The following is a 23,328-nucleotide window of genomic DNA, read 5'->3' as shown; positions in this document are numbered from 1 at the left end:
GGGCGGCCGGTCAGCGGTGCCGGAACTCGGGCGGCCGCTTGTCGACGAAGGCGCTCATGCCCTCCTTCTGGTCGGCGGTCGCGAACACGGCGTGGAAGAGGCGGCGCTCGAAGCGGACGCCCTCGGTGAGCGTCGTCTCGAAGGCCCGGTCGACCGCCTCCTTCGCCATCATCGCCACCGGGAGCGACATGCCCGCGACGGTCTCGGCGACCGCGAGGGCCTCGTCGAGGAGTTCACCGGCGGGCACCACGCGGGAGACCAGTCCGGCGCGCTCGGCCTCGGCCGCGTCCATGGTGCGCCCGGTCAGACACAGCTCCATCGCCTTGGCCTTGCCGACGGCCCGGGTCAGTCGCTGGGAGCCGCCGATGCCGGGGATCACCCCGAGTGTGATCTCCGGCTGGCCGAAGACGGCCGTGTCCGCGGCGAGGAGGACGTCGCAGAGCATCGCCAGCTCGCACCCGCCGCCGAGGGCGTAGCCGGCGACGGCGGCGACGGTCGGCGTACGCAGCCGCCCGAGCCGGTCCCAGGCGCCGAACCAGTCGCCGAGGTACATGTCCATGTAGCCCTGCGGCCGCATCTCCTTGATGTCGGCCCCCGCGGCGAACGCCTTCGCCGAGCCGGTGATCACGATGCAGCCGCAGTCGGGGTCCCGGTCGAGCTGCTCGGTGGCGGCCACGACCTCGTTCATCACCTGGAGGTCGAGGGCGTTGAGCGCCGCCGGGCGGTTCAGGGTGAGCAGGGCGGTGCGGCCCTTGCGTTCGACGCGGATCGTCTCGTACGCGCCCGTCGATGGTGTGGTCATGCCCGCTCTCCGCTCTGGTTCCTGATCGTGCGCACGACGCCGGAGAAGTCCTCGGCGGCATCCGCCCCTCGGGCGTGGGCGGCGTACAACTCGGCGGCGCGGAGCCCGAGTTCCGCCCGGATGCCGCCCGCGCGAGCGGCGTCGGCGGCGAGGCCCAGGTCCTTGGCCATCAGGGAGGCGGCGAATCCGGGCCGGTAGTCGCGGTTGGCGGGACTGCCCGGCACTGGTCCCGGTACGGGGCAGTTCACGGTCAGCGCCCAGCACTGTCCGGACGCCGTGGAAGCCACGTCGTACAGGGCCTGGTGGGACAGTCCGAGGCTCTCGCCGAGGACGAAGGCCTCACTGACCGCGATCATCGAGACGCCGAGGATCATGTTGTTGCAGATCTTGGCGGCCTGGCCCGCGCCCGCGCCGCCGCAGTGGACGGCCCTCTTTCCCATCGCCGCCAGCAGGGGTTCCGCCTCGGCGAACTCCGCCTCGCCCCCGCCCGCCATGAACGTGAGCGTGGCCGCCTCGGCACCGACGACCCCTCCGGAGACCGGGGCGTCCAGGGACCGCATTCCGGCGGCGGTGGCCCGCTCGTGGGCGGTGCGGGCGTCCGCGACGTCGATGGTCGAGCAGTCGACGAAGAGGGTGCCGGGGCGGGCGGCGCCCAGGACGCCGTCGTAGAGGTCCAGGACATGGCGGCCCGCGGGCAGCATGGTGATCACCACGTCGGCGTCCGCGACGGCCTCGGCCGCGGATCCGGCGGGCTCGACGCCCGCCCCGGCGGCGGTCTCCAGGACCGCGGCCACGAGGTCGTAGGCGCGCACGCGGTGGCCCGCCGTCACCAGGTTGGCGGCCATGGGGCCGCCCATGTGCCCGAGACCGATGAACGCGATGCTCCTGGTCACCAGGCCACCTCCTGTGCGGCGCCGGCGCCGAGCCCCAGTTCGCGGGGGCCGAGGGGGGCGAAGAAGCGCTCGACGTCGGCGTCGGAGACCTCGGTGAGTGTGACCGGGGACCAGCGCGGTTCGCGGTCCTTGTCGACGACCTGGGCGCGGATCCCCTCCACCAGATCGGGGGCGGCGAGGGCGGCACAGGAGACCCGGTACTCCTGGTCCAGGACCCGTTCCAGCGGGCCGAGCCGCCGGGCGCGGCGCAGGGCGGCCAGGGTGACCTTGAGGGCGGTGGGCGACTTCGCGAGCAGTGTCTTCGCGGCCTCCTTCGCGGCCGGGTCACCATGGGCGAGGAGCCGGTCGACGATCTCCTCGACGCTGTCGGCGGCGTAGCAGGCGTCGATCCAGTGCCGCCGACCGGCCAGCTCTCCTTCCGGCGGCGGTTGCACATGGCGGGTGAGCGCTTCTCGTACGGGTGTGCCGGCGAGGTCGTCGACGAACTGCCGCAGTGCGCCGGACGGTACGTAGTGGTCGGCGAGCCCGCACAGCAGGGCGTCGGCCGCGCCGATCTGACCGCCCGTGAGCGCCAGGTGCGTGCCGAGTTCGCCGGGCGCGAGGGTCAGCAGGTAGGTGCCGCCGACGTCCGGGACGAAGCCGATGCCGGTCTCGGGCATGGCGATGCGGGACCGCTCGGTGACGACCCGGACGCTTCCGTGCGCGGAGACGCCGACCCCGCCGCCCATCACGATGCCGTCCATGACGGCGACATACGGCTTGGGGTAGCGGGCGATGCGCGCGTTGAGGTGGTACTCGTCGCGCCAGAAGGCCGCCGAGGCGGCGCCGTCGCCGTCGCGGGCGTCGTCGTGGATGGCGCGGATGTCGCCGCCCGCGCACAGGCCCCGCTCCCCCGCGCCGGTGACGACCACGGTCTCGACGGCCGGATCGTGCTCCCAGGCGGTCAACGCCTCGTCGATCCGGCGCACCATCGGGTGCGTGAGGGCGTTCAGGGCCCGGGGGCGGTTGAGGGTGAGGTAGGCGGCTCGTCCGGCGGTGTGCAGCAGTACGGGTTCCTCGGCGGCGGTCATCAGAACGCCTCCGTCAGGCCACGGGCCACGATGACGCGCATGATCTCGTTGGTTCCTTCCAGGATCTGGTGGACCCGCAGGTCGCGGACGATCTTCTCGATGCCGTAGTCGCTCAGGTAGCCGTAGCCGCCGTGCAGTTGGAGGGCGCGGTCGGCGACGGAGTAGCCGGTGTCGGTGGCGAACCGTTTGGCCATGGCGCACAGCTGGGGTGCCTGCGGGTCGCCGCGGTCGAGGGCCTGGGCGGCCTGCTGGACCAGCGCGCGGGCGGCGGCGAGTTCGGTCGCCATGTCCGCGAGGCGGAACCGCAGCGCCTGCGCGTCGAGCAGCCGCCGCCCGAACGCCTCCCGGTCGGCGAGATGGGTCAGGCTGCTGTTGAGGGCGCTGCGGGCGCCGCCGAGGGAGCAGGCGGCGATGCCGAGCCGGCCGCCGTTCAGACCGTTCATCGCGATGCGGAAGCCGTGCCCCTCGCGGCCGAGGAGCCGGTCGGCGGGCAGTCGGACACCGTCCAGGACGACCTGCCGGGTGGGCTGTGCGTTCCACCCCATCTTCCGCTCGTCGGGGCCGAAGGACAGGCCGGGGTCGTCCTTGTCGACGACGAACGCGGAGACTCCGTCGGGACCGTCGTCACCGGTCCGGGCCATCACGACGTACAGCTGGGAGGCGCCCGCGCCGGAGATGAACTGCTTGACCCCGGTCAGGACGTAGGTGTCGCCCTCGCGGACGGCCCGGGTGCGCAGGGCCGCGGCGTCCGAGCCCGCGCCCGGTTCGGTGAGGCAGTAGCTGGCGAGGTCGTCCATGGCGCACAGCCGGGGCAGCCAGCGGTCGCGCTGGGCGTCGTCGCCGTAGTGGTCGATCATCCAGGCGACCATGTTGTGGATGGAGAGGTATCCGGCGATGGACGGACAGCCGGAGGCCAGGGTCTCGAAGACGAGGACGCCGTCGGTGCGGGCGAGGCCGGAGCCGCCCGACTCCTCACGGACGTAGACGCCGCCCAGTCCCAGGCCGGCGGCCTTGCGCAGGACGTCCACGGGAAAGTGCTTCTCACGGTCCCAGTCGAGGGCGTGCGGGGCGAGGTGGTCCTGGGCGAAGTCCAGGGTGGTCTCGACGAGGGCCTGTTGGTCCTCGGTGAGCAGGGTGCTGGTCATCGTCGGTCACCCCATCGTGGGAATCGTGAAGCTCGCGCCCTCGCGCCGGCCTCCGGGCCAGCGCGAGGTGACGGTCTTCGTACGGGTGTAGAAGCGGATCGCGTCCGGGCCGTGCTGGTTCAGATCGCCGAAGCCGGAGCGCTTCCAGCCGCCGAAGGTGTGGTAGGCGACCGGCACCGGGATGGGCACGTTCACCCCGACCATTCCGGTGTCCACCCGGCGGGTGAAGTCCCGGGCGGTGTCGCCGTCCCTGGTGAAGATCGCGACTCCGTTGCCGTACACGTGCTCGCTGGGCAGGCGCAGGGCCTCCTCGTAGTCGCCGGCGCGGACGACGGACAGCACCGGCCCGAAGATCTCCTCCTGGTAGATGCGCATGTCCGGGGTGACCCGGTCGAACAGGGAGGCACCGGCGAAGAAGCCGCTCTCGTGTCCCGGCAGGACGAAGTCCCTTCCGTCGACGACGAGTTCGGCCCCCTCCTGAACGCCGAGGTCGACGTATCCGCGCACCCGGTCGACGGCGTCCCGGCCGACCAGCGGGCCGAGGTCCGCCTCCGGGTCGTCGCTGCGGCCGATGCGCAGCCGCCCGATGCGCTCCGTCAGGCGTGCCACCAGGGCGTCGGCGGTGTCCTCGCCGACCGGGACGGCGACCGAGATCGCCATGCAGCGCTCGCCCGCCGAGCCGTAACCGGCGCCGATCAGGGCGTCTACGGCCTGGTCGAGGTCGGCGTCCGGCATCACGATCAGGTGGTTCTTGGCGCCGCCGAAGCACTGGGCGCGCTTGCCGTGTGCCGCCGCGGCGGCGTAGACGTGCGCGGCGACGGGCGTTGAGCCGACGAAGCCGAGGGCGCCGACGCGGGGATCCTCCAGGAGGGTGTCGACGGCTTCCCGGCCCCCGTTCACGACGTTGAGGACACCGGGCGGCAGGCCCGCCTCCAGGAACAGTTCGGCCAGCCGGAGCGGCACGGACGGGTCGCGTTCGGAGGGCTTGAGAAGGAAGGCGTTACCGCAGGCCAGGGCGGGCGCCGCCTTCCAAAGAGGGATCATCGCGGGGAAGTTGAACGGGGTGATGCCGGCGGTCACGCCGATGGGGGCGCGCAGGGAGTGGACGTCGATGCCGGTGCCGGCGTTGTCGGTGAACTCGCCTTTGAGCAGGTGCGGAATGCCCGCGGCGAACTCGACGACCTCCAGGCCGCGTTGGAGGTCGCCGTGCGCATCGGCGATCGTCTTGCCGTGCTCGGAGGAGAGCAGGCGGGCCAGCGCGTCCCTTTCCTGCTCGACGAGCTGGAGGAATCGCAGGAGCACACGGGCTCGGCGCTGCGGGTTCCATCCGCCCCACTCCCGCTGCGCCCGGGCGGCGTCGGCGATGGCGGCCTCGGTCTCGGCGCGGCTCGCGAGGGGGACACGGGCCTGTACCCGACCGGTGTTGGGGTCGTACACGTCGTCGTAGCGCCCCGATGTCCCCGGGGTGCGCTTGCCGCCGACGAAGTGGGTCAACTCGCGCACGGAGGCGCGGTCGTGTTCACGGACCATGAATACCTGCTCTCGTCAGGGGGATCCGGACGGTTCCGGAGGGGATCCGGGATGGCGCGCCCGCCGGGGCACGGGCGAGGTGGCGTCCGTGGGGGGGCTGCGCGAGATCGCGTATGGCGGAGGCCTCAGACGACGGGAGGGTCGTGACGGAGGAATCCTGGGGAGTCCGATGCCCGTCCGACGGGTCCGCCGGGGTCCTGGACGCATACCGGTGCCATGCGTGTCTGCTCCATCCTCGTGGAAAACACGGAACATCCCGCGGCCGGTATCCTGACTCCCGGATCAGCGCACGCCGCCCGCCTTCCCGACCTCGTGCTCGTCAGTGGCGTTCTGCTCGACGACGTACTCCCCGGTCACAGTGGCGGGACCGTGCCGGAATCACACCGGCTTCCCTGCACCGCGGGCCTTGGCCCCGAATATATAGTTGGACGCCCTAGTAAATCCAGTCCCTTCAGCCCGGGAGTGGGGCCTGCTGCCCGAGCGCATGCGCGAAGGGCGACCGTCCGGCCTGGAGTCGGCCGGTCGGTCGCCCGTCCGCACAGTCGGCGCCGTTGCGCCGTCACACCGTCACAGCGCCAACCAGACCGCCTCGTCCGCCCCCAGTCGGCCGTCCTCGAGGTGCCCGCTCGCCAGCACCACCGCGTCGTGCTCCGGGAGGCGGTACGGCTCGGAGGAGAGGTTGACGACACAGGCGAAGCCCGGCTCGCGGGTGAAGGCGAGGACTCCGGGTGGGGTGTCCAGCCAGGTCAGGCCGGAGTCGCCGAGTGCGGCGTGGTCCCGGCGCAGGTGGAGGGCGCGGCGGTAGAGCTCCAGCATGGATGTCTCGTCGCCGGTCTGCGCCTCGACGCTGAGGGCGTGCCAGTTGGCCGGCTGGGGCAGCCAGGGCGCGCCGGTGGCGTCGTCGGGGCTGAAGCCGAACGGTGCCTGCTGCCCGGACCACGGGATCGGGACGCGGCAGCCGTCGCGGCCGGGGTCGGTGTTTCCGGAGCGCTCCCAGATGGGGTCCTGGAGCACGTCCTGGGGCAGGTCCTCGACCTCCGGCAGGCCCAACTCCTCGCCCTGGTAGACGTATGCGCCACCCGGCAGGGCGAGCATCAGCAGGGCGGCGGCGCGGGCGCGGCGGATGCCGAGTCCGAGGTCGAGGGGGCCCTCCGGCCGGTAGGGCACATTGGCGGTCCACTTCCTGACCACCGCGCGCCCGAAGCGGCTGGGGTGGCGTACGACGTCGTGGTTGGAGAGCACCCAGGTGGCGGGGGCGCCGACGGCGCCGAGGCTGGCGAGCGAGCTGTCGATGACCTCGCGCAGCGCCCCGGGGTCCCAACTGGTCATCAGGAAGTCGAAGTTGAAGGCGGTGTGCAGGCCGTCGCGCCGGACGTAGCGGGCGAGCCGCTCGGGGTTGGGCGCCCATGCCTCGGCGACGAACTTGCGGTCGCCGGGGAACTCGTCGGCCACCCGGCGCCACGAGCGGTAGATCTCATGCACCTCGTCGCGGTCCCAGTGCGGGTGGTCGACCGGAGCCTGGTCCTCCGGGGAGCCCGGGTCCGCAGGGACCGGCAGGTCGGGCAGTTCGGGGTGCTTGATCAGGCCGTGCGCCACATCGATACGGAAACCGTCGACGCCGCGGCGGAACCAGAACCGCAGGATGTCCTCGAACTCGGCGCGTACCTCCGGGTTCTTCCAGTTGAGGTCCGGCTGCTCGGGGGCGAACAGATGCAGGTACCACTGTCCGTCGGGCAGCCGTGTCCAGGCCGGACCGCCGAAGCAGGACTTCCAGTCGTTGGGCGGCTCGGCACCGTCCGGGCCGCGTCCGTCCCGGAAGACATAGCGCTCGCGCTCCGGGCTGCCGGGCCCGGCGGCCAGCGCGGCCTGGAACCATACGTGCTGGTCGGAGGTGTGGTTGGGCACGATGTCGGGGATGACGCGGATGCCGCAGCGGTGCGCCTCCTCGATGAGCGCCTCGGCCTCCGCGACGCTGCCGAACAGCGGGTCGATCTCCCGGAAGTCCGCCACGTCGTATCCGTGGTCGGCCATCGGCGACTTGTACCACGGGTTGATCCAAATGGCGTCGACGCCAAGGGACTTGAGGTAGGGAAGACGTGAGCGGATGCCTGCGATGTCACCGATCCCGTCGCCGTTCCCGTCGGCGAAGCTGCGGATGTAGACCTGGTAGATGACGGCGCTGCGCCACCAGGGTGCGGTGCTGGGCATGGTCGGGCGTACTCCTTGGGGAAGAGTGTGCGGAAAGCGGTACGGAGGGCGGGAGGGCCGGGGCCTGTCCGACCCTGGCCCATCGGACCGGCCCTACTTCGCCGCACCTGCGGTGAGGCCGGCGACGATCCGGCGCTGGAAGATCAGCACCATGATCACGAGCGGGACGGTGACGAGGACTCCGGCCGCCATCTGGCTGCCGAACGGCGTCTCGAACTGGGTGGCCCCGGAGAACTTCGAGATCGCCACGGGTGCGGTCTGCATCTCCGCCTTGTTCGTCATCGACAGGGCGATCAGGAACTCGTTCCAGGACGCGATGAAGGTGATGATCGCGGTGGTGAAGATGCCGGGCGCCGCCAGCGGGATGATGACCTTGCGGAAGGCCTGGCCGCGGGTGCAGCCGTCGACCATGGCCGCGTGCTCCAGCTCGTCGGGCATCTGCCGGAAGAACGCGGTGAGGTTCCACACCGCGAGCGGCAGGGTGAAGGACATGCTGGGCACGATCATCGCCTGGTAGGTGTTGATCCAGCCGAAGTCGACGAACATCTTCAGCAGCGGGACCGTGATCGACACCACCGGGAACATCGAGGTGGCGATGATCAGGGTGAGCACCAGACGCTTGAGCCAGAACTCCAGCCGCGCCATCGCATAGGCGGTGAAGGTGGCGAGGACCAGCGCCAGGACAGTGGTGATACCGGCCACGACGACGCTGTTGAGCAGGGCGCGGGTGAAGGACTGGGAGGGGTCGAGGACCGCGAGGTAGTTCTCGAACGAGAAGCGGGTGGGGATCAGCGAGTTGTCGAAGATGTCCGACGTGCGCCGGAGACTGGAGACCAGCATCCAGTAGAACGGTGCGAGGCAGTAGGCGACGACCAGGGCGACCCCCGCGTACAGCAGCCACTTGCGCCAGTTCAGCGAGTTCGTCATGCCGCCACCCCCGTGCGCAGACGCAGGCGTCGCCGGCCGCGCCTGGGGGCCGCGTCGTCGTCCGCGACGACATTGGCGCCGAGCAGCCGGACGAAGGCCAGCGCGATCAGGAAGACATAGACGAAGAGGATCACCGCATAGGCCGCGGCGGGTCCGAACCGTACGTTCGCCGCCTGGTCCTGGGCGAGCATCGACAGCGTCTCCACGGAGCTCTTCTGCGCGCCGATGAGGATGTACGGCAGGTCGAACATGCGCAGCGCGTCGAGCGTCCGGAAGAGCACGGCCACCAGCAGGGCGGGCTTCACCAGGGGCAGGGTGATGTGCCAGAACTGGCGGAGCGCACTCGCCCCGTCGAGCTTGGCCGCCTCGTAGACCGCCTTGTCGATGACCTGGAGGCCGGCCAGTACCAGCAGCCCGATGAACGGCGCGGTCTTCCATACGTCGGCGATGATGACCGCGACCTTGGCGTGGAAGCCCTCGGTCGTCCACAGCACGTGCTGGCCGGTGACGGCGTTGGCGATGCCGTCGCTGTTGAAGATCCATCGCCACAGCAGGCCGCTGACGGCGGTGGGTACCGCCCACGGCACCAGGATGCCGGCCCGTACCAGGGCCCGGCCCTGGAACGCGCGGTGCATGACCAGTGCCATCGCCACTCCGATCACGGCCTCCAGCGCGACCGTGGTGACGGTGAGGAAGGTGGTGTTCCAAAACGCGTTCCAGAACCGGGCGCCCGCCTCACCGAAGATCGCGGTGTAGTTCTCGGCTCCCACGAACGGATCGGTGTCCCGGACGAATCCGGTCGTCGGGTCGAGTCCGGGGGTGCCGAACAGCGAGTCCTTGAGGGCCACGATCGTCGGGTAGAGGACCACGATCGTCAGCACCAGCAGTGTCGGGGAAATCAGCAGGGCTGCGAGCCGTCCGGACCCGGTGGTCGCCTTGCGCCGTCGTCCCGGGGGTCTGGTCGGTACGGACAGCGGGGCCCGGGGCGCTGCCGTGGTGTGGGTGGTCGCCATGGCGTACTCCTCGTTTCCTCAGTCCGTCGCGGGCTGCTGCCGAAGGGTCTTCTGGAGGTCCTTCAGCGCCTGCGCGCTGCTCTTGCCGCCGGTCAGAGCGGCATAGCCCTCCCGCTGGACCGCCGCGGTGACATCGCCGTACTGGAACACCCGGGGCCGCGGCACGGCGCGCAGGACCGACTTCTTGAGGGTGGGGAGGTACGGGTACTGCTCGATCAGCTTCGGGTCGTCGTAGAGCGCGCGGTAGGTCGGCGCTCCCGGGGCCCGCGACAGCGTGAAGCGCTGGATCTCCTGGCCGGCGAAGAACTTCATGAAGTCGATCGCGGTGGCCTTGTTCTCCGCCGAGGCCGACAGGGCCAGGTTGTGGCCGCCGAGGCTGGAGGTGCCGGGGCCGTCGAGGCCGGGCAGCGGCGCGGCGCCGAACTTGCCGGCGACCTTGCTGGAGCCGTCCTTCTTGGAGGTCAGGGAGTACATGTACGGCCAGTTCCGCAGGAAGACGAGCTTGCCGTCCTGGAAGGCGCGGCGGCCGTCCTCCTCCTGGTAGGTCAGGGCGTCCTTGGGGATCGTGCCGTCCCGGAAGGAGTCGACCAGGAAGTCCAGGCCCTTCTTCGCCTGCGGGCTGTCCACGTGCGGTCGGCCCTTGGAGTCGGTGACGACGCCGCCGGCGGAGTTCACCGCCTCGGCGAAGTTGACCGTCAGGCCCTCGTACTTCTGGAACTGCCCGGCGTAACACGACGTGTCCGCCGCCCCGGGCAGCTTCTTGACCTTGGCGCAGTCCGCCTTCAGCTGTGCCCAGGTGACCGGCGGCCGGGCGATCCCGGCCTTCTTGAGCAGGTCGGTGCGGTAGTAGAGCATCCCGCCGTCCGAACTCATCGGGACGGCGTACAGGCCACCGCGGTACTCGCCGGTCTCCACGATCGGCTTGAGCATCTGCCGCAGCGGGAAACGGTCCTCCGGCAGCCGGTCGATCCACCGGTGCGCGGCGAACTCCGAGGTCCACACGGCGTCGAGGGACAGCACCGTGTAGGCATCGGACTTCGTCTGCGCGTTCTGGATCATCTGCTGACGCTGGGCGTCGGGGTCCGTCGGCAGCTGGATGAAGGTGACCTTCTCCTCGGGATGCTGCTTGTTCCAGCGGTCGAGCACGGACTGGATGACGCCGCTGGCGTCCTTGCCGGCGGCGTAGGTGATGGGGCCGCGCCCTTCGAAGGAGGGCCTGCCGCCCGCCGCGGTGACGGCGCCGCTGCCGCCGCCGCAGGCCGCGACGGACGCCAGCCCGGCGAGAGCCGCACCCGCGCTCAGCGCTCTGGTGGTCCTGGTCTTCACTCTGTCTCTCCTGGTCGAGCAGTACGGAACGTCGCTCCTTGTCGAGCGGTGGGAGGCGACGAGCCGGTCACCACGGCAGCGGAAGGCCGGCGGGGCGACATCGAGGGAAATGTGAGGGGAAGGCGAGAGAGGGCCATGAAAACACGGCAGATGCGCCGTGACTGCGCTGCCGCCCTCATTGAGCATGATGAAACCGCAGGTCAAAGCGTCAGAGGTTCGCTCCGAACGAGTTGCTTCAACCACTGCGTGACAGCGCTTTCAAGCTAGGAGTCCACACAGGGGAAGTCAATGCGTTACGTCGCGGTAATCCGCAGGTCATTCGCGTGCACGCTGCAGCTTTCACTAGGGGCGACTCGGACGAATACCGCCGGGCGCCGCGATGACAGCGCTGTCATGGCATCGGCTCGCGCTTGTGCTCGCTGTGCTACCGTCCGCTCATGCCTCCAGCTCAACGGCACCCCACGATGGCCGACGTCGCCGAGCGGGCCGGGGTCTCCGCTTCCACCGTTTCGCGCACGCTGCGCGGTCTGTCGACGGTCTCGCCCGAGGTCCGCGCGCGCGTCGAGCGGGCCGCCCGCGAGCTGAACTTCGCGGTCTCCCGGCAGGCCGCCAGTCTCGTCACCGGCAAGACCGGGGTGGTGGCGGTGCTCACGCCCACGCTCAACTCCTGGTTCATCGGCTCGGCGGTCTCCACGCTCGGGCCGCAACTGCGAGCGGCGGGCATGGACCTGCTCGTCTACGTCACCCCGGACATGACCGAGCGCGCCGACTTCTTCGAGCGGCTGCCGGCCCGCCGGAACGCCGATGCGCTGCTGGTCTTCTCCTTCGACCTCACCGAGGAGGAGACCGCGCGGCTGGACGACCTCCAGATGCCGGTGATCTACGTCAGCCAGCACGCCGAGGGGTGCCCGAGCGTGTATGTCGACGATGTGGAGGGCGCGCGCCGCGGCACCCGGCACCTGCTCAATCTCGGGCACCGCCGTATCGCCTTCTTCCAGACGATCGGCGCCAGCGGATTCGCCTTCAGCTCCAACGAACGGCTCGTCGGCTACCAGCAGGCGCTCACCGAGGCGGGTGTCCCGTTGGACGACGATCTCGTGGTCGCGGCCCCCGTCGCCGACAAGCGCAGCATCGCGGAAGCCGTGGGCGAGCTGCTCAGCCTGCGGGACGCGCCCACGGCGATCTTCGCCGAGCAGGACGAGCTCGCCGCCTCCGTCGTCTGGACGCTGCGCAAGTCACGTATCGACGTGCCGGAACGGCTCTCCGTCCTCGGCTTCGACGACCACCCGATCGCCGAATGGTCCGACCTCACCACGATCGCCCAGTCCCCCGAGGCCATCGGCCGCGCCGCCGGCGAACTGGCCTGCTCCCTCGTCAACGACCCGGACACCGACCCGGCGCAGCACATCGTCCTGCCCACCCGGCTGATCCCCCGGGGCAGCACGATCCCGCTGGCGGCCGGCGGGGAGAAGGCCGGCGGCGCGGGAGAGCCCGGGGCCTGACGACCGGCACGGCGGCGTTCCCGCCTCTCCTCGTGGCCGGAGGTCAGCCTCGCTGGATGCCGGTGAGCAGGATGTCCGCGAGTTTGTCGGCGTAGTCGTCGGGGTCGACGCGGGGATTGCTGCCGAGGTATCCGAGCATCATGTCGATCGCGCCTTGGTAGGTGACGGCCATCACGCGGGTGTCGAAGTCCCGGAGGGTTCCCTCGGCTTGGCCGCGCCGGAACAGCGACTCCTGCGCCTGGTAGGTCTCTTCGTAGACGTCGAGGGTCAGCCGCGGCGTGCCATCGGGGTGGCGCAGGTTGTGAACGATGCCGTTGAGTGCGGTCAGTTCCACCCGGTGGGTGAGGTTCAAGGCCGCGGCCCGGCGCAGGGCCGCGCGGAGGATGTCCGGGACCGGCTCGGTCAGGTCGAGCGAGTCCGCGATGCGGTCCCTGATGGTCGTCATCGTCGCTCTGGCGGTGGACTCCATCAGGTCGTCCTTGCCGGCGAAGTAGTGCCAGACCAGGCCCTTGGACACGCCGGCCCGCTTGGCGACGCGGGTCAACGACAGACCGTCGTAACCCTGCTCGGCGAGCTCCGCCACGGCCGCGGCGATGATCTGCGCCCGGCGCCGGTCCTCGTCGAGTCGCTGCCGGCGCGCACCCGGCTCCGAGGCGGAGGAGGACAGGCCGGTCCCGCCGTCACCGTCGATCACCGGCCCGGTCATCGGCGACCGGCCGGCGGATTTCGGCGAGCCCGGACCGACAGGGTCGCCAGGGTCAGCATCATCATGGCGACGACCAGCATCTCCACGCGCATCCACGGAGGGAAGACGCCGGGGAGCGCGGCCTCGACGAGATTCACCACCAGCAGCACACACCCGATGATGGTGACCGCACGGAGACGGGTGCGACTCCCGTTGAGCGCCGCGCGCGTCCGCAGCGGCAGCACGATCGCGAACGCGGCGACGACCACGGCATGCCCCCAGGCCTCCGAGGTCGCCGAAGAGGGCGCCACCACGGCCATGACGGCCAGTGCCACCAAGGTGCCGAGAGCCAGCGCCACGTAGGCGCCCACCAGTCGCCGCACCCCCGTGAGCGGCGCCAACCCCACTGCCGGCCTGTCGAGTTCGTCCACTTCCACACTATTGACCATGCGGTCAACGCTAGACGCAGTTGACCGTATGGTCAATAGAGGAGGTGTCCGCGGTGAAGCCGCTACCAGTAATGTCGTCGCCCGCCGACCGCGTGCCCTATCGAGCCGAGAATCCACAACACCGCGCCAATGACGAGCAGCACGATCCCGATCGTCCACAGGATGGCGATGCCGGTCAGGAAGCCGATGATCAACAAGATGACTCCGAGAACGATCACAGTGCTCTCCGATCTCGTATGCGTCTTCTTTCAGGTTCGTCCCGGCCTTTGGTAAGGGCAACCGCTGGCGAATCGACGCCTGGTTCGGAGATGTGCGGCTCGGCGTGTGGCCCCCTCCCGTCGCGCACGGCGATGACCAGATTGGCGCCGAGCGCCACGAAGACCGTGACCGCGGGGCGGGTCCGTCAGACGACGAGCAACCCCAGCAGGGTGATGCCCGCGAGGAACCACGCCACGTAGTCGCCCACATGCCCCGAGTGCAGCCGCCGCAGCGCGGTCGACCAGCGAGCCGGTTCACCCGTCGGTCGCCGTACGGCCAGCCACGCGAGGCTCACGGCCAGCGCGGTGGCCAGGAGGTCCCACAGCACACCGGGCGTCGTCCAGTGCGGTGCGGGAGTGGGCGCGGGCTCCTCCGGCCGGTCGTACAGCACGGCCGCGAGGTAGCCGCCGTGGTCGGTGAAGGCGTCGGCAGCCTGGCCCACGCCGGTCCACAGGCCGGGCACCAGGCCGACCGCGAGCGCGCCGGCGAGCAGTAATGCGGGTACCACGAGCATGCTGTCCGGGACCCGCGACAGCCGCCCGCCCCGGGTCTCCGGCTCCTCCGCCTTCCCGGTCGTCTCCTCCGGGGCATCGGGCGGACGGGTGCCCAGGCCGAGGAACACCCGGGCTCCGGCCCGTAGCACGGCGCCGCCGGTCACCGCCGACACCAGGACGAACAGCGCGGTCGCCCAGCTACCGGCCGCTTCCTCCACGACCGCTTTGCCGAGGCCGGTGCCGAACGGCGGCAGCCCGGCCAGCGCCAGGCCGCCCGTCGCGAACATCCCCGCCACCCACGGCAGTTCGCGGCCCGCGCCGTGCAGCTGGTGCTCGTCGACGCTGCCGAACCGGTCCAGCAGGATCCCCACGCAGGCGAAGAGCGCGGCCTTCACGCCGGCATGGGCGAGGACGTAGAGGGCTACGCCGCCGACTCCCTCCGGGGACAGCATCGCCAGGCCGACGAGGAACAGCCCCGTGTGCGCCACCGTGGAGTAGGCGAGCAGGCGCTTGAGATGACGCTGCTGCCAGCACAGCACCGCTCCCGTCGCGGCCGTCAGCACCCCGAGGGTCAGCAGTGCCCGGTGCGCGTCGGGCGCCGGAAGGCCTCCGGGACCGGCGAACACCGTCCAGTAGACCCGGGCCGTACCGTAGAGACCCAGCTCGACCATCACCCCCGACAGCAGCATGCACACCGGTGTGGGCGCGACCGCATGGGCGTCGGCCAGCCAGAAGTGGAACGGCACCGCGGCGGCCTTGACCAGCAGCCCGGTGACGACGAGCACGAACGCGGCGGCCGTCGGCGCGTCCGGGCCGCCACCGGGGTGGGCGTCCAGCGCACCACCGATCTGGGCCAGGCCGAGTTCGCCGGTGTGGGCGTAGAGCAGTCCGATGCCCAGCAACGTGGCGTATCCGCCGAGGGAGTTGACCACGCCGAACACCAGGGCGCCCTGGACGGCGCGGGCCTCCTCGACGCGGTAACCGGTCAGCGCGTAGGCGACGACGCCCATCAGCTCGAAGAAGACGAAGGCGTTGAAGAGGTCACCGGTGAGCACGAAACCGCACATGCCCGCCTGGAAGAGCAGCACCAGCCCGGGGAAGGAACCGGCATGGCGGCGCGGCGGTTCGTCGAAGTACCGCCAGGCGTAGGCCAGGGCGGCCAGCACCAGCAGCGAGACCAGTGTGGCGAGCCCGAGTCCGATCCGGTCGCCGACCAGCACGATGCCCACGCTCACCCCGCCGTGCGGCCGCCAGCCGCCCACCCATTCCACGGGCCGCGCGGTGGACGAGGGGGTGGCGGCCGAGGCGTACAGGGCCAGCGCCGCGGTGCCCGCCGCGAAGAGGCACCCCAGGGCCTCGGCGAGGTACCGCGGCAGTCGCCGCCCGGCCCCGACCAGCACCGCCGCGCCGAACAGCGGGGTGGCGACGATCAGCGGCAGGGCCTCGGCGACGGTCACCCCCGCAGCTCCGAGAGCTCGTCGGGGTCGACCGTCCGGTGCCGCTTGGCGACCTGGATGACCAGGGCGAGCAGCAGTGCGGTGACGGTCGCCCCGATGACGATGTCGGTGAGGGTGAGGGCCTGGACGACGGGGTCGACGACCGGGCGGGAGCCCGGGGTGAGGTCGGAGAAGACCGGGGCGGTGCCACCGCGCCGGTAGCCGACGGCGAGCAGCAGCACATACGTCGAGGACTGGCAGACGGCGAGACAACCCACCGCGTGCAGGAGATTGCGGCTGGTCACCAGCCCGTAACAACCGATCAGGAACAGCCACCCCGCGATCAGGTACGGCAGCACGCTCATCTCCCGGCCTCCGCCCGGTCGTCGCCCTGCTCGTTCTCGATCTCCACCGCCTGGTCCAGGAAGCGGGCCAGCAGGACGACGACCCCGGCCGCGACCTCCACGCCGATGGCGGCGTTGAGCAGCGGGACGGTGCCGCCCGAGGCGAGCGTGTTGAAGGTGCCGAGCGGCAGGAAGTTGGCGAGGAAGGCCGCCCCCACCAGCAGCCCGGCGGCGCCCACGAGGACATAGGCGGCCTCGCCCGCCGCGTCCGCCACCTCGTACCGGCCCACCGGCCTGATCTGCTCCAACGCCCGGTAGTCCACCGCGATGTAGAGCAGATGCAGCGCGGTCGCCGCCACCACCCCGCCCTGGAAGCCGCCGCCCGGGCTGAGCTGGCCGTGTGCGATGACGTACAGGCCGATGAGGAGGGTGACCGGCAGCGCGAGCAGGGCGTAGCGGCGCACCGATGGGGCGACCCCGGCCGGCTCGGGCGGCAGGCGGTGTTCGTCGCGGGTCTGGCGGAGCAGGACCACGGTGCCCAGGACCGCGCCGAAGAGGATGGACTCCTCACCGAGGGTGTCGAGGGCCCGCTGGTCGAAGTTGACCGAGGAGACGGTGTTGGCGGTGTGCCGGGCGAGCGCCGCCCGCACCGCCCGGTCGCCGTACGGATGCCACCGCCCGCCGAACGGGGGCAGACCCCAGCAGGCGACGGCGAACAGCACGGCCGTGCCCAGCCCGCCGAGGGCCATGACCCACAGCCGCGACCGCATGCTCATGCCCGCTCCTCCCGGCGCTCGCTGCGCGCCCTGCGCCGTACCTTCCGTACGGTCAGCAGCACCATCAGCGGCGTCAGCACCGAGCCGACCGCCAGCTGGGAGAGCGCGACATCGGGGGCCTGCAGCAGCAGGAAGAGGGTGGCCAGCGCCAGCCCGAGCAGCGACAGCAGGAAGGACTGGCGTACCGGGTCGCGGACCAGCACGGTGCCGGTCCCGGCCGCGGCCACCAGCAGCAGCCCGAGCAGCACGGGCAGGTCGTCAGCCATCAGCCGCCCGCCCCCTCGGCGGGCGCGGGCCGCCCGTCGTCCGCGGCGACGGCGGTCAGCGCGCGCCTCGCCACCGCGCTGCCCAGCACCAACAGCGCGCCGATCACCAGCAGTTTCAGCAGCGCTCGGCCGGGGCCGGCGGCGATGCCCAACGGCACCACCACCGCCGCCACCGCGCAGTAGTTCAGCCTGGTCGTCGCGAGCAGCGAGCGCGGCCGCGGCGGACCGGCGGCCAACCGGTCGGCGAGCAGCCGCACGAAGAGCAGGGTGCCGGCCGGCCCCAGCACGCAGAGCACCAGCGCGGTGTCGACGTAGGCGGTGCGGCCGAAGCCCTGGGCCAGCAGCAGGAAGACCAGTGCGAGGAGCGTGGTCGCCAGGTTCTGCGCGGGCACCCGCCGCCCGAGCGGCCCGGAGGCCGCGCCGTACGCGGCCGGGGTGACGCCGAAGAGCAGCAGCGCCGTCCCCGCGGCGGTCCAGCCGTTCACCGGCCGCCGGCCGCGCGCCGCGCCCCGCGTGCCGCACCGGCGGCGATCAGCCCGGCCGCGGCGCCCACGATCCACTCCAGCGCGTCGACCGGGCCGATCAGCACGATCCACAGCAGCGTCAACGCCGCCCACCAGCCGATGAGTTCGGCGCTCGCCGCCAGCTGCCGGGTCACCGCGTACGCACCTCCCGCCGACCGGATCCCGGCCACAGGCTCACATGCGGGGCCGGGAGCGCCCCGTCACCGCGCCGCGGGTTACTCCGTCGGGGTGTGCGGCTCACGTGGCGGCCGGGGCCTGCTGCGGGCGTACGCGCGGCTACCGGCCGTCGCCCGGCGTGATCCCGTGGGGTCGTGAGGGAGCCATCACGCGGCGACGCGGGGCGTCACGGAGCATCACGGACCGCAATGCTCCCGTGGGGCGCACGCAAGGCCCCTCGGGAGATTGTCAAGCATTCAAGCAAATGCACCATATACCATGTAATGGCGTCTTTTGATCTGGCGCGGGCAGCATGCCGCCTCCGACATCGGAGCAGGAACATGGCCGCAGGTGAAGAGGGCGGGACGGCGCCGGCTCGGCGCCCGTCCGGCCGGAGGACCGGCGACAAGACCGCTCGGAAGACCGCCGGGAAGAGCAGCGGAACACAGGGCGACAGCCGGACGGGCGAGGACGGAACGAAGCGCGCGGCCCGCCGCGTTTCGGCATCGCAGGCCCTTCGGCGTGCGGCCCAGCAACTGCAGGAGCTGCTGGGCAAGGCACCCGAATCCGTCTCCGCGGTGAAACCGACGGCGGACGGGTGGCAGGCGGACGTGGAAGTCCTGGAACTGGAACGCGTCCCCGGGACCACCAGCGTGATGGCGAGCTACCGGGTGACCTTGGACGAGGAGGGCGAACTGATGGCGTACGAGCGCACCCGCCGCTACACCCGAGGGCAGATCGACCCCCGCAGATGAGGTGGCTCCGGGTGCCGCTCCGCCGCCCCGTTCGCCGGACGAGGAACACGGCCGCTCCACGAGCGGGGTGAGCCGGTGAAGGGAGGCACCGTGACTCTGGTGCCGCAGGGAGAAGGAACCATCGCCAGGGGCGGCCAAGGCGGCTCCGGCAACCTCTACGACGTGCTCGACCTGATTCTGGACCGCGGGCTGGTCATCGACGTCTTCGCACGGGTGTCACTGGTGGGCATCGAGCTTGTGAAGATCGACGCCCGCATCGTCGTGGCGAGCGTGGACACCTATCTGCGCTTCGCCGAAGCCTGCAACCGCCTCGACCTGGAGGCCGGGAACAAGAAGCCCAGCGAGCTGACGGACATCGTCGGCGAAGTGACCGAGGGCGGCTCCCACGGCAAGGCCAAGGGGGCTCTCAGCGGAGCCGCGGAAGCGGTGACCGACGCCCTCAAGGGCAGGAGCGGGGGCGACGAGGACGACGAGGACGACGAAGAGCACGAGGAAGCCGAGGAGCGGCAGAAGGAGCCCGCCGGGAAGCGGGAGCGGCCGGCCCGTCGATCCGTGCGGCACCGGAAGGAATGAGCGATGCCCGTCTATGTCTACTCCATCGTCGCGACCACGCATCCACAACGCCTCGACGGCGTGGACGGCGTGGGCGATCCACCCACCGCGCTGCGCACCGTGGCGGCCGGCAAGCTGTCCGCCGTCGTCAGCGACGCCCCCGAAGAGCTCCGGGCCAAACGACGCGACCTCGCCGCCCACCAGGCCGTCCAGGAACGGCTGATGTCCGACGGTACGGTCCTGCCCCTGCAGTTCGGCTTCACCACCACGGACGACGACGCGGTACGCGCGGTGCTGGAGGAGCGGGCCGAGCGGTTCACCGAACGGCTCCAGGCCCTTGAGCGCTGTGCCGAATACCACCTGAAGGCCGCCCAGGACGAGGATGCCCTGTTGCGCCAGATCCTCCGGGAATCCGAGCAGGCACGCGACCTCAACGAGCAGATCATCAGCGGCCTCGCCGGGCCCGACGCCTCGCTCGCCCTCGGTGAGTTGGTCGCCCAGGAAGTACAGGCCCGCCAGGACCGGCTCGCCACCTCTATCGTCGAGGCGCTGCGCGGCCTCGCCCGCGAGGAGCGCCTGTCCGAGCCCACCGGCGACGACTTCCTGAACGTGTCGTTCCTGGTGGACGAGGACCACGCGGACCGCTTCCGCACTGCCGAGAAGGAGCTCGCCGACGACCTGGGCGCCGACTTCGAACTGCGGCTGCGCGGCCCGCTGCCCGCCTACAGCTTCGTCTAGGGAGTCCCCATGGGCCTGTTGACACACCTCGCCACCCTTCCGCTGGCACCGGTGCGGGGGGTGGCCTGGGTCATGGAACGGGTGGTCGAGGCCGCGGAGCGCGAGGCGTACGACCCCGGGCCCGTCGAGCGGGAACTGGCCGAGCTGGAGCGCCGGCTCCTGGCCGGCGAGATCGACGAGGAGACCTTCGACCGGCGCGAGGACGAACTGCTGGACCGGTTGGACGAGATCCGGGCCCACCTCCAGGGAACCGCGTCCGACCCGGGCATCGAGGGGAGCGGCCGTGAGTGAACCCGTCGCCAGGCGGCTGGGCGACTACCCGTCCAGGGCGACCCCGTACGGCCAGGGCTCCTCGGCCAACCTCGCCGACATCCTGGAGCGGGTCCTGGACAAGGGCATCGTCATCGCCGGCGACATCCAGATCAACCTGCTGGACATCGAGCTGCTCACCATCAAACTGCGGCTGCTGGTCGCCTCCGTCGACAAGGCCAAGGAGATGGGCATCGACTGGTGGGAGCACGATCCTGCCCTCTCGTCCCGGGCCTCCGACGGCTACCGCTCACTCGCCGAGGAGAACAAGCGGCTGCGCGCCGAGATCGCGGAGCTGCGCGAGGACGCCGAACTGCCGCCGGCCGAGGAGCGGCGGACCTCGCGTACCTCGAAACCGTCGCGGAGCACCGGTGGCAAGCGGGCCGGCTCCGGCACCCGCGAGAAGAAGCGGGACGAGTCGTGACCGGCACCGTCAGTTATGCGTACGCCGTGGCGCGGGACGCCGAAGGCTCGTTGGAGGACGCGCTCGCCGGACTCCCGGGAGTGGCCGACGCGCCGGTGCGACTGGTGCGCACGGGGCAGGACGCCGACGTGGTCGTCGCGGTGAGCCCGGTGCCCGCGCAGGACTTCGAGGAGGACGCGCTGCGGGCCCACCTGGAGGACCTGGAGTGGCTGGAGTCGGTCGCCCGCGCCCACCACAGGGTCATCGAGGCGCTGGCCGCCCGCACCACCGTCCTGCCGCTCCGGCTGGCCACCGTCTACCTCGACGACGAACGGGTGCGGCTGATGCTCGAGGACCGCCGGCAGGCGTTCACCGACCGGCTCTCCGCGCTGGACGCGCATGTGGAGTGGGGGGTCAAGATCTACGTCGAGGCGGCGGCCGGACAGCCGGACGAGACTCCGCCGGACACCGGACTGAGCCCCGGCCGGGCCTACCTCAGCCACCGCAGAGCACAGCGGCACGCCCGCGACGACGCCTACCGTGAAGCCGAGCAGGTCGCCCGGCGGGTGGAGGACGCCGCGCGTGCCTACGCGGTCGACCGGGTCCAGCACCGGCCGCAGCAGGGCGAACTGGCCCGCGGCCCCGGCGAGAACGTCGTCAACGACGCCTACCTCGTCCCACAGCGGCACGCGGAGGGATTCCGCGCCGACGTGCTGCGGGTCGCCGAGGGGCTGCCCGGCGTACGCGTCGAGGTCACCGGCCCCTGGGCCCCGTACTCCTTCGCCGCCCCCGCCGAAGCCGGACCGTTGAAGAGAGCCGCGCCGTGAGGGCCGCGGGCGGTCCGCCGGCCACGCCCGGGACGACCGCGGACGAGCCGCTGCCGGACCGGCAGATCGCGCTGATCGACCTGCTGGACCGGCTGCTCAGCGGCGGTGTGGTGCTCACCGGGGACATCGTCCTGTCGATAGCCGACATCGACCTCGTACGCATCTCGCTGCGCGCGCTCATCGTCGCCATCAGTGAGGAGAACCCCGGCCCCTGGTCCGCCGCCCTCGCACCCGCCGGCGCGGCCCTGCGAGGCGGCCATGACGAGTGACGGGGGCGACCGCCCGCACGGCACCCGCTTCGACGACGTCGCCGAGGCGGCGACCCGCGCCTTCCGACTGCTGCCCGCGGCGCCCCAGGACACCCTGCCCCCGCCCGGCGCGGCGCGGCACCGGCCCGCACACCGGGTCAGCACCGACCCCGACACCGTGGAACGGGACCTGGTCAAGCTCGTCCTCACCCTCGTCGAACTGCTGCGGCAGCTCATGGAGCGCCAGGCCCTCCAACGCGTCGACGCCGGCGACCTCACCGAAGAGCAGGAGGAACGGCTGGGGGCGACGCTGATGATCCTGCACAGCCGGATGGTGGAGCTCTGCGCGCGGTACGACCTGACCATGCAGGACCTCAACCTGGACCTCGGTCCGCTCGGCACCTTGCTGCCACCGTCCGAATGACCACCTATGACCACGACACGTCAATGACCACCGAACGAAGAAGGACTCAACGGGAGCACGACATGGGTATCGGAAAGAAATCCAAGCACCTCGGCGAAATGGCCGGAGGGAAGGTCAAGGAAGTCATCGGAAAGGTGCGCGGAGACACCCAAGTGGAACAGAAGGGAAAGGCCGAGCAGATCAAGGGGAAGATGAAGCAGGCCGTGGAGAGGGGTAAGCACCCGTTCAAACACTGACCGTCGGGCAGGCGGGAGCGGGCCCCCGGGCGGGAAGCGGACCCTCAAGCGGGGAGCGGCGCTTCACTCCTCTTCCTCGTCCTCTTCCTCTTCGTCGGCCTCCTCCTGCTCGCCGTTCCCGCCGTCTTCCTCCTCCTCGTCCTCCTCGTCCTCCTCGCCGTCCTCGTAGCCCTCCTCGTCCTCGTAGCCCTCCTCGTCCTCGTCCGCCTCCCCCTCTTCCTCCTCCATGGCCTCTTCGTGGGTCCGTACGACCTCGCCGTCGCGCACCTCACCGCGCCAGCCCTCCGGCGCCTCGTCCGCGAACGTCACAAAACGCTGGAAGTGCTTGAAGTCCAGCCGCAGCCGCCGGCCCTGGGCGCGCCACAGATTTCCGGTCTTCTCGAAGAACCCCGACGGGTAGTACTCGACGACCAGCACGATGCGGGTCAGATTGGGCGCCAGTTCGTGGAAGCTGACCGCACCACGGGTCGACCCCTTGCTGCCCTCGGACGTCCAGACGATGCGGTCATCCGGTATCTGCTCCTGGACGGTCGCCTTCCAGCTCCGCGTCGACGGGCCGACCTTCACCTTCCAGTCACTGGCCGTCTCGTCGTTCACCGACACGCTGCGGACGCCCTTGGTGAAGCTGCTGAACTTCTCGTACTGGGTCCAGTAGTCGTAGGCGGTGCGCAACGACACACCGACATCGAGCACTTCGACGATATTGGTGACCTTCTGACTCCCCGAGCCGCTGCCCTTCCCACCGCCCAGGACATCCTTCGCCTTCTCCAGCACCTTGTCCTTGACGTCCTTCGCCTTTCCGGTCAGCACGGCCTTGAGGGGGGAATCCCCCTTGAGCAGGCCGGCTCCGACGGAGGACAGTGACCCGCCGTTCTTGGCGACGTCGGTGAGCTGCTCCGTCACATCACCCAGCTTGTCGCCGGCCCGTTCGGCCAGATTCCCGGCCCACGCCGTGAGGAAGTCACCGAGCTCCTCGCGGAGTCGCTCGACCCCCGAGTCCACGTTGCCCTGTTCGGTCTTGGCCATGCCCGG

29 protein-coding genes and 1 riboswitch are annotated in these 23,328 nt (G+C 71.0%); of the genes, 10 read left to right on the top strand and 19 right to left on the bottom strand.

The window, feature by feature from the left end; all coding sequences use genetic code 11:
* Window positions 1-10: 10 nt before the first annotated feature.
* The 9 genes from ACFWZH_RS06785 to ACFWZH_RS06745 form a co-directional block, all read right to left on the bottom strand.
* Window positions 11-802: an enoyl-CoA hydratase gene (locus ACFWZH_RS06785; protein WP_384426427.1), complete on the bottom strand. Its 792-nt coding sequence runs from the start codon at window positions 800-802 to the stop codon at window positions 11-13.
* The gene (gene mmsB / locus ACFWZH_RS06780; protein WP_384426425.1) at window positions 799-1,695 is read right to left on the bottom strand and encodes a 3-hydroxyisobutyrate dehydrogenase; all 897 of its coding nucleotides are present in this window, start codon (window positions 1,693-1,695) and stop codon (window positions 799-801) included. The genes ACFWZH_RS06785 and mmsB overlap by 4 nt, the downstream gene beginning before the upstream one ends.
* Entirely contained in the window at window positions 1,692-2,765 is a 1,074-nt protein-coding gene (locus tag ACFWZH_RS06775) for an enoyl-CoA hydratase/isomerase family protein (RefSeq protein WP_384426423.1), read from the bottom strand. Before ACFWZH_RS06775 ends, mmsB begins: the two co-directional genes overlap by 4 nt.
* Window positions 2,765-3,910, bottom strand: coding sequence for an acyl-CoA dehydrogenase family protein (locus ACFWZH_RS06770; protein WP_384426422.1), 1,146 nt, complete (start codon window positions 3,908-3,910; stop codon window positions 2,765-2,767). Before ACFWZH_RS06770 ends, ACFWZH_RS06775 begins: the two co-directional genes overlap by 1 nt.
* A gap of 6 nt (window positions 3,911-3,916) precedes the next feature.
* Window positions 3,917-5,440, bottom strand: coding sequence for a CoA-acylating methylmalonate-semialdehyde dehydrogenase (locus ACFWZH_RS06765; protein ID WP_384426420.1), 1,524 nt, complete (start codon window positions 5,438-5,440; stop codon window positions 3,917-3,919).
* A gap of 242 nt (window positions 5,441-5,682) precedes the next feature.
* Window positions 5,683-5,864: riboswitch (cobalamin riboswitch) on the bottom strand.
* A gap of 143 nt (window positions 5,865-6,007) precedes the next feature.
* A complete protein-coding gene (locus ACFWZH_RS06760) occupies window positions 6,008-7,648 on the bottom strand; it encodes an alpha-amylase family glycosyl hydrolase (protein WP_384426418.1) in 1,641 nt (546 codons plus the stop codon).
* A gap of 93 nt (window positions 7,649-7,741) precedes the next feature.
* Window positions 7,742-8,575 carry a carbohydrate ABC transporter permease gene (locus tag ACFWZH_RS06755; protein ID WP_384426417.1) on the bottom strand — a complete coding sequence of 278 codons (834 nt, stop codon included), beginning with the start codon at window positions 8,573-8,575 and terminating at the stop codon, window positions 7,742-7,744.
* A complete protein-coding gene (locus ACFWZH_RS06750; protein ID WP_384426415.1) occupies window positions 8,572-9,588 on the bottom strand; it encodes a carbohydrate ABC transporter permease in 1,017 nt (338 codons plus the stop codon). The genes ACFWZH_RS06755 and ACFWZH_RS06750 overlap by 4 nt, the downstream gene beginning before the upstream one ends.
* Window positions 9,589-9,606: 18 nt before the next feature.
* Entirely contained in the window at window positions 9,607-10,914 is a 1,308-nt protein-coding gene (locus ACFWZH_RS06745) for an ABC transporter substrate-binding protein (protein ID WP_384426413.1), read from the bottom strand.
* Window positions 10,915-11,351: 437 nt separating this feature from the next.
* On the opposite strand from ACFWZH_RS06745, the gene ACFWZH_RS06740 reads away from it, so the two are divergent.
* The gene (locus ACFWZH_RS06740) at window positions 11,352-12,416 is read left to right on the top strand and encodes a LacI family DNA-binding transcriptional regulator (RefSeq protein ID WP_384426411.1); all 1,065 of its coding nucleotides are present in this window, start codon (window positions 11,352-11,354) and stop codon (window positions 12,414-12,416) included.
* Window positions 12,417-12,459: 43 nt separating this feature from the next.
* Here ACFWZH_RS06740 and ACFWZH_RS06735 read toward each other — a convergent pair whose 3' ends face one another.
* From ACFWZH_RS06735 to ACFWZH_RS06695, 9 genes are all read right to left on the bottom strand, one after another.
* Window positions 12,460-13,110, bottom strand: coding sequence for a TetR/AcrR family transcriptional regulator (locus ACFWZH_RS06735; protein WP_384426409.1), 651 nt, complete (start codon window positions 13,108-13,110; stop codon window positions 12,460-12,462).
* 8 nt (window positions 13,111-13,118) lie between these two features.
* The gene (locus ACFWZH_RS06730; protein WP_384426407.1) at window positions 13,119-13,550 is read right to left on the bottom strand and encodes a hypothetical protein; all 432 of its coding nucleotides are present in this window, start codon (window positions 13,548-13,550) and stop codon (window positions 13,119-13,121) included.
* A 62-nt stretch (window positions 13,551-13,612) separates the two neighbouring features.
* Entirely contained in the window at window positions 13,613-13,768 is a 156-nt protein-coding gene (locus ACFWZH_RS06725; RefSeq protein ID WP_384426405.1) for a DUF6131 family protein, read from the bottom strand.
* 185 nt (window positions 13,769-13,953) lie between these two features.
* Window positions 13,954-15,759, bottom strand: a complete 1,806-nt coding sequence (locus ACFWZH_RS06720; protein ID WP_384426403.1) for a complex I subunit 5 family protein — start codon at window positions 15,757-15,759, stop codon at window positions 13,954-13,956.
* Complete coding sequence (locus ACFWZH_RS06715; RefSeq protein WP_384426401.1) at window positions 15,756-16,103, bottom strand: sodium:proton antiporter; 348 nt, start codon at window positions 16,101-16,103, stop codon at window positions 15,756-15,758. The genes ACFWZH_RS06720 and ACFWZH_RS06715 overlap by 4 nt, the downstream gene beginning before the upstream one ends.
* Complete coding sequence (locus ACFWZH_RS06710) at window positions 16,100-16,858, bottom strand: MnhB domain-containing protein (RefSeq protein WP_384426399.1); 759 nt, start codon at window positions 16,856-16,858, stop codon at window positions 16,100-16,102. The genes ACFWZH_RS06715 and ACFWZH_RS06710 overlap by 4 nt, the downstream gene beginning before the upstream one ends.
* Window positions 16,855-17,124, bottom strand: coding sequence for a hydrogenase subunit MbhD domain-containing protein (locus tag ACFWZH_RS06705; RefSeq protein WP_384426397.1), 270 nt, complete (start codon window positions 17,122-17,124; stop codon window positions 16,855-16,857). Before ACFWZH_RS06705 ends, ACFWZH_RS06710 begins: the two co-directional genes overlap by 4 nt.
* Window positions 17,124-17,609 carry a monovalent cation/H+ antiporter complex subunit F gene (locus tag ACFWZH_RS06700; protein WP_384426395.1) on the bottom strand — a complete coding sequence of 162 codons (486 nt, stop codon included), beginning with the start codon at window positions 17,607-17,609 and terminating at the stop codon, window positions 17,124-17,126. Before ACFWZH_RS06700 ends, ACFWZH_RS06705 begins: the two co-directional genes overlap by 1 nt.
* Complete coding sequence (locus ACFWZH_RS06695; protein ID WP_384426393.1) at window positions 17,606-17,782, bottom strand: hypothetical protein; 177 nt, start codon at window positions 17,780-17,782, stop codon at window positions 17,606-17,608. Before ACFWZH_RS06695 ends, ACFWZH_RS06700 begins: the two co-directional genes overlap by 4 nt.
* A gap of 363 nt (window positions 17,783-18,145) precedes the next feature.
* Between ACFWZH_RS06695 and ACFWZH_RS06690 the strand changes: the two genes are divergently transcribed.
* The 9 genes from ACFWZH_RS06690 to ACFWZH_RS06650 all read left to right on the top strand — a co-directional run bounded on the left by ACFWZH_RS06690 (window position 18,146) and on the right by ACFWZH_RS06650 (window position 22,296).
* Window positions 18,146-18,559 carry a gas vesicle protein gene (locus ACFWZH_RS06690; RefSeq protein WP_384426391.1) on the top strand — a complete coding sequence of 138 codons (414 nt, stop codon included), beginning with the start codon at window positions 18,146-18,148 and terminating at the stop codon, window positions 18,557-18,559.
* A gap of 90 nt (window positions 18,560-18,649) precedes the next feature.
* Complete coding sequence (locus tag ACFWZH_RS06685; RefSeq protein WP_384426389.1) at window positions 18,650-19,132, top strand: gas vesicle structural protein GvpA; 483 nt, start codon at window positions 18,650-18,652, stop codon at window positions 19,130-19,132.
* Between the two features lie 3 nt (window positions 19,133-19,135).
* Complete coding sequence (locus tag ACFWZH_RS06680; RefSeq protein ID WP_384426387.1) at window positions 19,136-19,849, top strand: GvpL/GvpF family gas vesicle protein; 714 nt, start codon at window positions 19,136-19,138, stop codon at window positions 19,847-19,849.
* Window positions 19,850-19,858: 9 nt separating this feature from the next.
* Window positions 19,859-20,140, top strand: coding sequence for a gas vesicle protein GvpG (locus ACFWZH_RS06675; protein ID WP_384426386.1), 282 nt, complete (start codon window positions 19,859-19,861; stop codon window positions 20,138-20,140).
* A complete protein-coding gene (locus ACFWZH_RS06670) occupies window positions 20,133-20,582 on the top strand; it encodes a gas vesicle protein (RefSeq protein ID WP_384426385.1) in 450 nt (149 codons plus the stop codon). Before ACFWZH_RS06675 ends, ACFWZH_RS06670 begins: the two co-directional genes overlap by 8 nt.
* Complete coding sequence (locus tag ACFWZH_RS06665) at window positions 20,579-21,388, top strand: GvpL/GvpF family gas vesicle protein (RefSeq protein ID WP_384426383.1); 810 nt, start codon at window positions 20,579-20,581, stop codon at window positions 21,386-21,388. The genes ACFWZH_RS06670 and ACFWZH_RS06665 overlap by 4 nt, the downstream gene beginning before the upstream one ends.
* A complete protein-coding gene (locus ACFWZH_RS06660; RefSeq protein WP_384426381.1) occupies window positions 21,385-21,657 on the top strand; it encodes a gas vesicle protein in 273 nt (90 codons plus the stop codon). The genes ACFWZH_RS06665 and ACFWZH_RS06660 overlap by 4 nt, the downstream gene beginning before the upstream one ends.
* Window positions 21,647-22,060 (top strand): gas vesicle protein K, encoded by a 414-nt coding sequence (locus ACFWZH_RS06655; RefSeq protein WP_384426379.1) that lies wholly within the window; start codon window positions 21,647-21,649, stop codon window positions 22,058-22,060. Before ACFWZH_RS06660 ends, ACFWZH_RS06655 begins: the two co-directional genes overlap by 11 nt.
* Window positions 22,057-22,296 (top strand): CsbD family protein, encoded by a 240-nt coding sequence (locus ACFWZH_RS06650; RefSeq protein ID WP_384426377.1) that lies wholly within the window; start codon window positions 22,057-22,059, stop codon window positions 22,294-22,296. Before ACFWZH_RS06655 ends, ACFWZH_RS06650 begins: the two co-directional genes overlap by 4 nt.
* A gap of 63 nt (window positions 22,297-22,359) precedes the next feature.
* On the opposite strand, the gene ACFWZH_RS06645 is transcribed toward ACFWZH_RS06650, so the two are convergent.
* Complete coding sequence (locus tag ACFWZH_RS06645; RefSeq protein WP_384426375.1) at window positions 22,360-23,322, bottom strand: SRPBCC family protein; 963 nt, start codon at window positions 23,320-23,322, stop codon at window positions 22,360-22,362.
* Window positions 23,323-23,328 lie beyond the last annotated feature (6 nt).

Source organism: Streptomyces sp. NPDC059008 (assembly GCF_042749045.1).
Lineage (GTDB): Bacteria > Actinomycetota > Actinomycetes > Streptomycetales > Streptomycetaceae > Streptomyces.
This window is presented reverse-complemented; position numbering and strand designations above follow the sequence as displayed.

What these genes read in the sequence shown, in the direction of transcription:
- ACFWZH_RS06785 (WP_384426427.1), bottom strand. Translation starts at nt 802, where the DNA reads ATGACCACACCATCGACGGGCGCGTACGAGACGATCCGCGTCGAACGC.
- ACFWZH_RS06775 (WP_384426423.1), bottom strand. Translation starts at nt 2,765, where the DNA reads ATGACCGCCGCCGAGGAACCCGTACTGCTGCACACCGCCGGACGAGCC.
- ACFWZH_RS06770 (WP_384426422.1), bottom strand. Translation starts at nt 3,910, where the DNA reads ATGACCAGCACCCTGCTCACCGAGGACCAACAGGCCCTCGTCGAGACC.
- ACFWZH_RS06765 (WP_384426420.1), bottom strand. Translation starts at nt 5,440, where the DNA reads ATGGTCCGTGAACACGACCGCGCCTCCGTGCGCGAGTTGACCCACTTC.
- ACFWZH_RS06760 (WP_384426418.1), bottom strand. Translation starts at nt 7,648, where the DNA reads ATGCCCAGCACCGCACCCTGGTGGCGCAGCGCCGTCATCTACCAGGTC.
- ACFWZH_RS06755 (WP_384426417.1), bottom strand. Translation starts at nt 8,575, where the DNA reads ATGACGAACTCGCTGAACTGGCGCAAGTGGCTGCTGTACGCGGGGGTC.
- ACFWZH_RS06750 (WP_384426415.1), bottom strand. Translation starts at nt 9,588, where the DNA reads ATGGCGACCACCCACACCACGGCAGCGCCCCGGGCCCCGCTGTCCGTA.
- ACFWZH_RS06740 (WP_384426411.1), top strand. Translation starts at nt 11,352, where the DNA reads ATGCCTCCAGCTCAACGGCACCCCACGATGGCCGACGTCGCCGAGCGG.
- ACFWZH_RS06730 (WP_384426407.1), bottom strand. Translation starts at nt 13,550, where the DNA reads ATGGTCAATAGTGTGGAAGTGGACGAACTCGACAGGCCGGCAGTGGGG.
- ACFWZH_RS06715 (WP_384426401.1), bottom strand. Translation starts at nt 16,103, where the DNA reads ATGAGCGTGCTGCCGTACCTGATCGCGGGGTGGCTGTTCCTGATCGGT.
- ACFWZH_RS06710 (WP_384426399.1), bottom strand. Translation starts at nt 16,858, where the DNA reads ATGAGCATGCGGTCGCGGCTGTGGGTCATGGCCCTCGGCGGGCTGGGC.
- ACFWZH_RS06705 (WP_384426397.1), bottom strand. Translation starts at nt 17,124, where the DNA reads ATGGCTGACGACCTGCCCGTGCTGCTCGGGCTGCTGCTGGTGGCCGCG.
- ACFWZH_RS06690 (WP_384426391.1), top strand. Translation starts at nt 18,146, where the DNA reads ATGGCCGCAGGTGAAGAGGGCGGGACGGCGCCGGCTCGGCGCCCGTCC.
- ACFWZH_RS06680 (WP_384426387.1), top strand. Translation starts at nt 19,136, where the DNA reads ATGCCCGTCTATGTCTACTCCATCGTCGCGACCACGCATCCACAACGC.
- ACFWZH_RS06675 (WP_384426386.1), top strand. Translation starts at nt 19,859, where the DNA reads ATGGGCCTGTTGACACACCTCGCCACCCTTCCGCTGGCACCGGTGCGG.
- ACFWZH_RS06655 (WP_384426379.1), top strand. Translation starts at nt 21,647, where the DNA reads ATGACGAGTGACGGGGGCGACCGCCCGCACGGCACCCGCTTCGACGAC.
- ACFWZH_RS06650 (WP_384426377.1), top strand. Translation starts at nt 22,057, where the DNA reads ATGACCACCTATGACCACGACACGTCAATGACCACCGAACGAAGAAGG.
- ACFWZH_RS06645 (WP_384426375.1), bottom strand. Translation starts at nt 23,322, where the DNA reads ATGGCCAAGACCGAACAGGGCAACGTGGACTCGGGGGTCGAGCGACTC.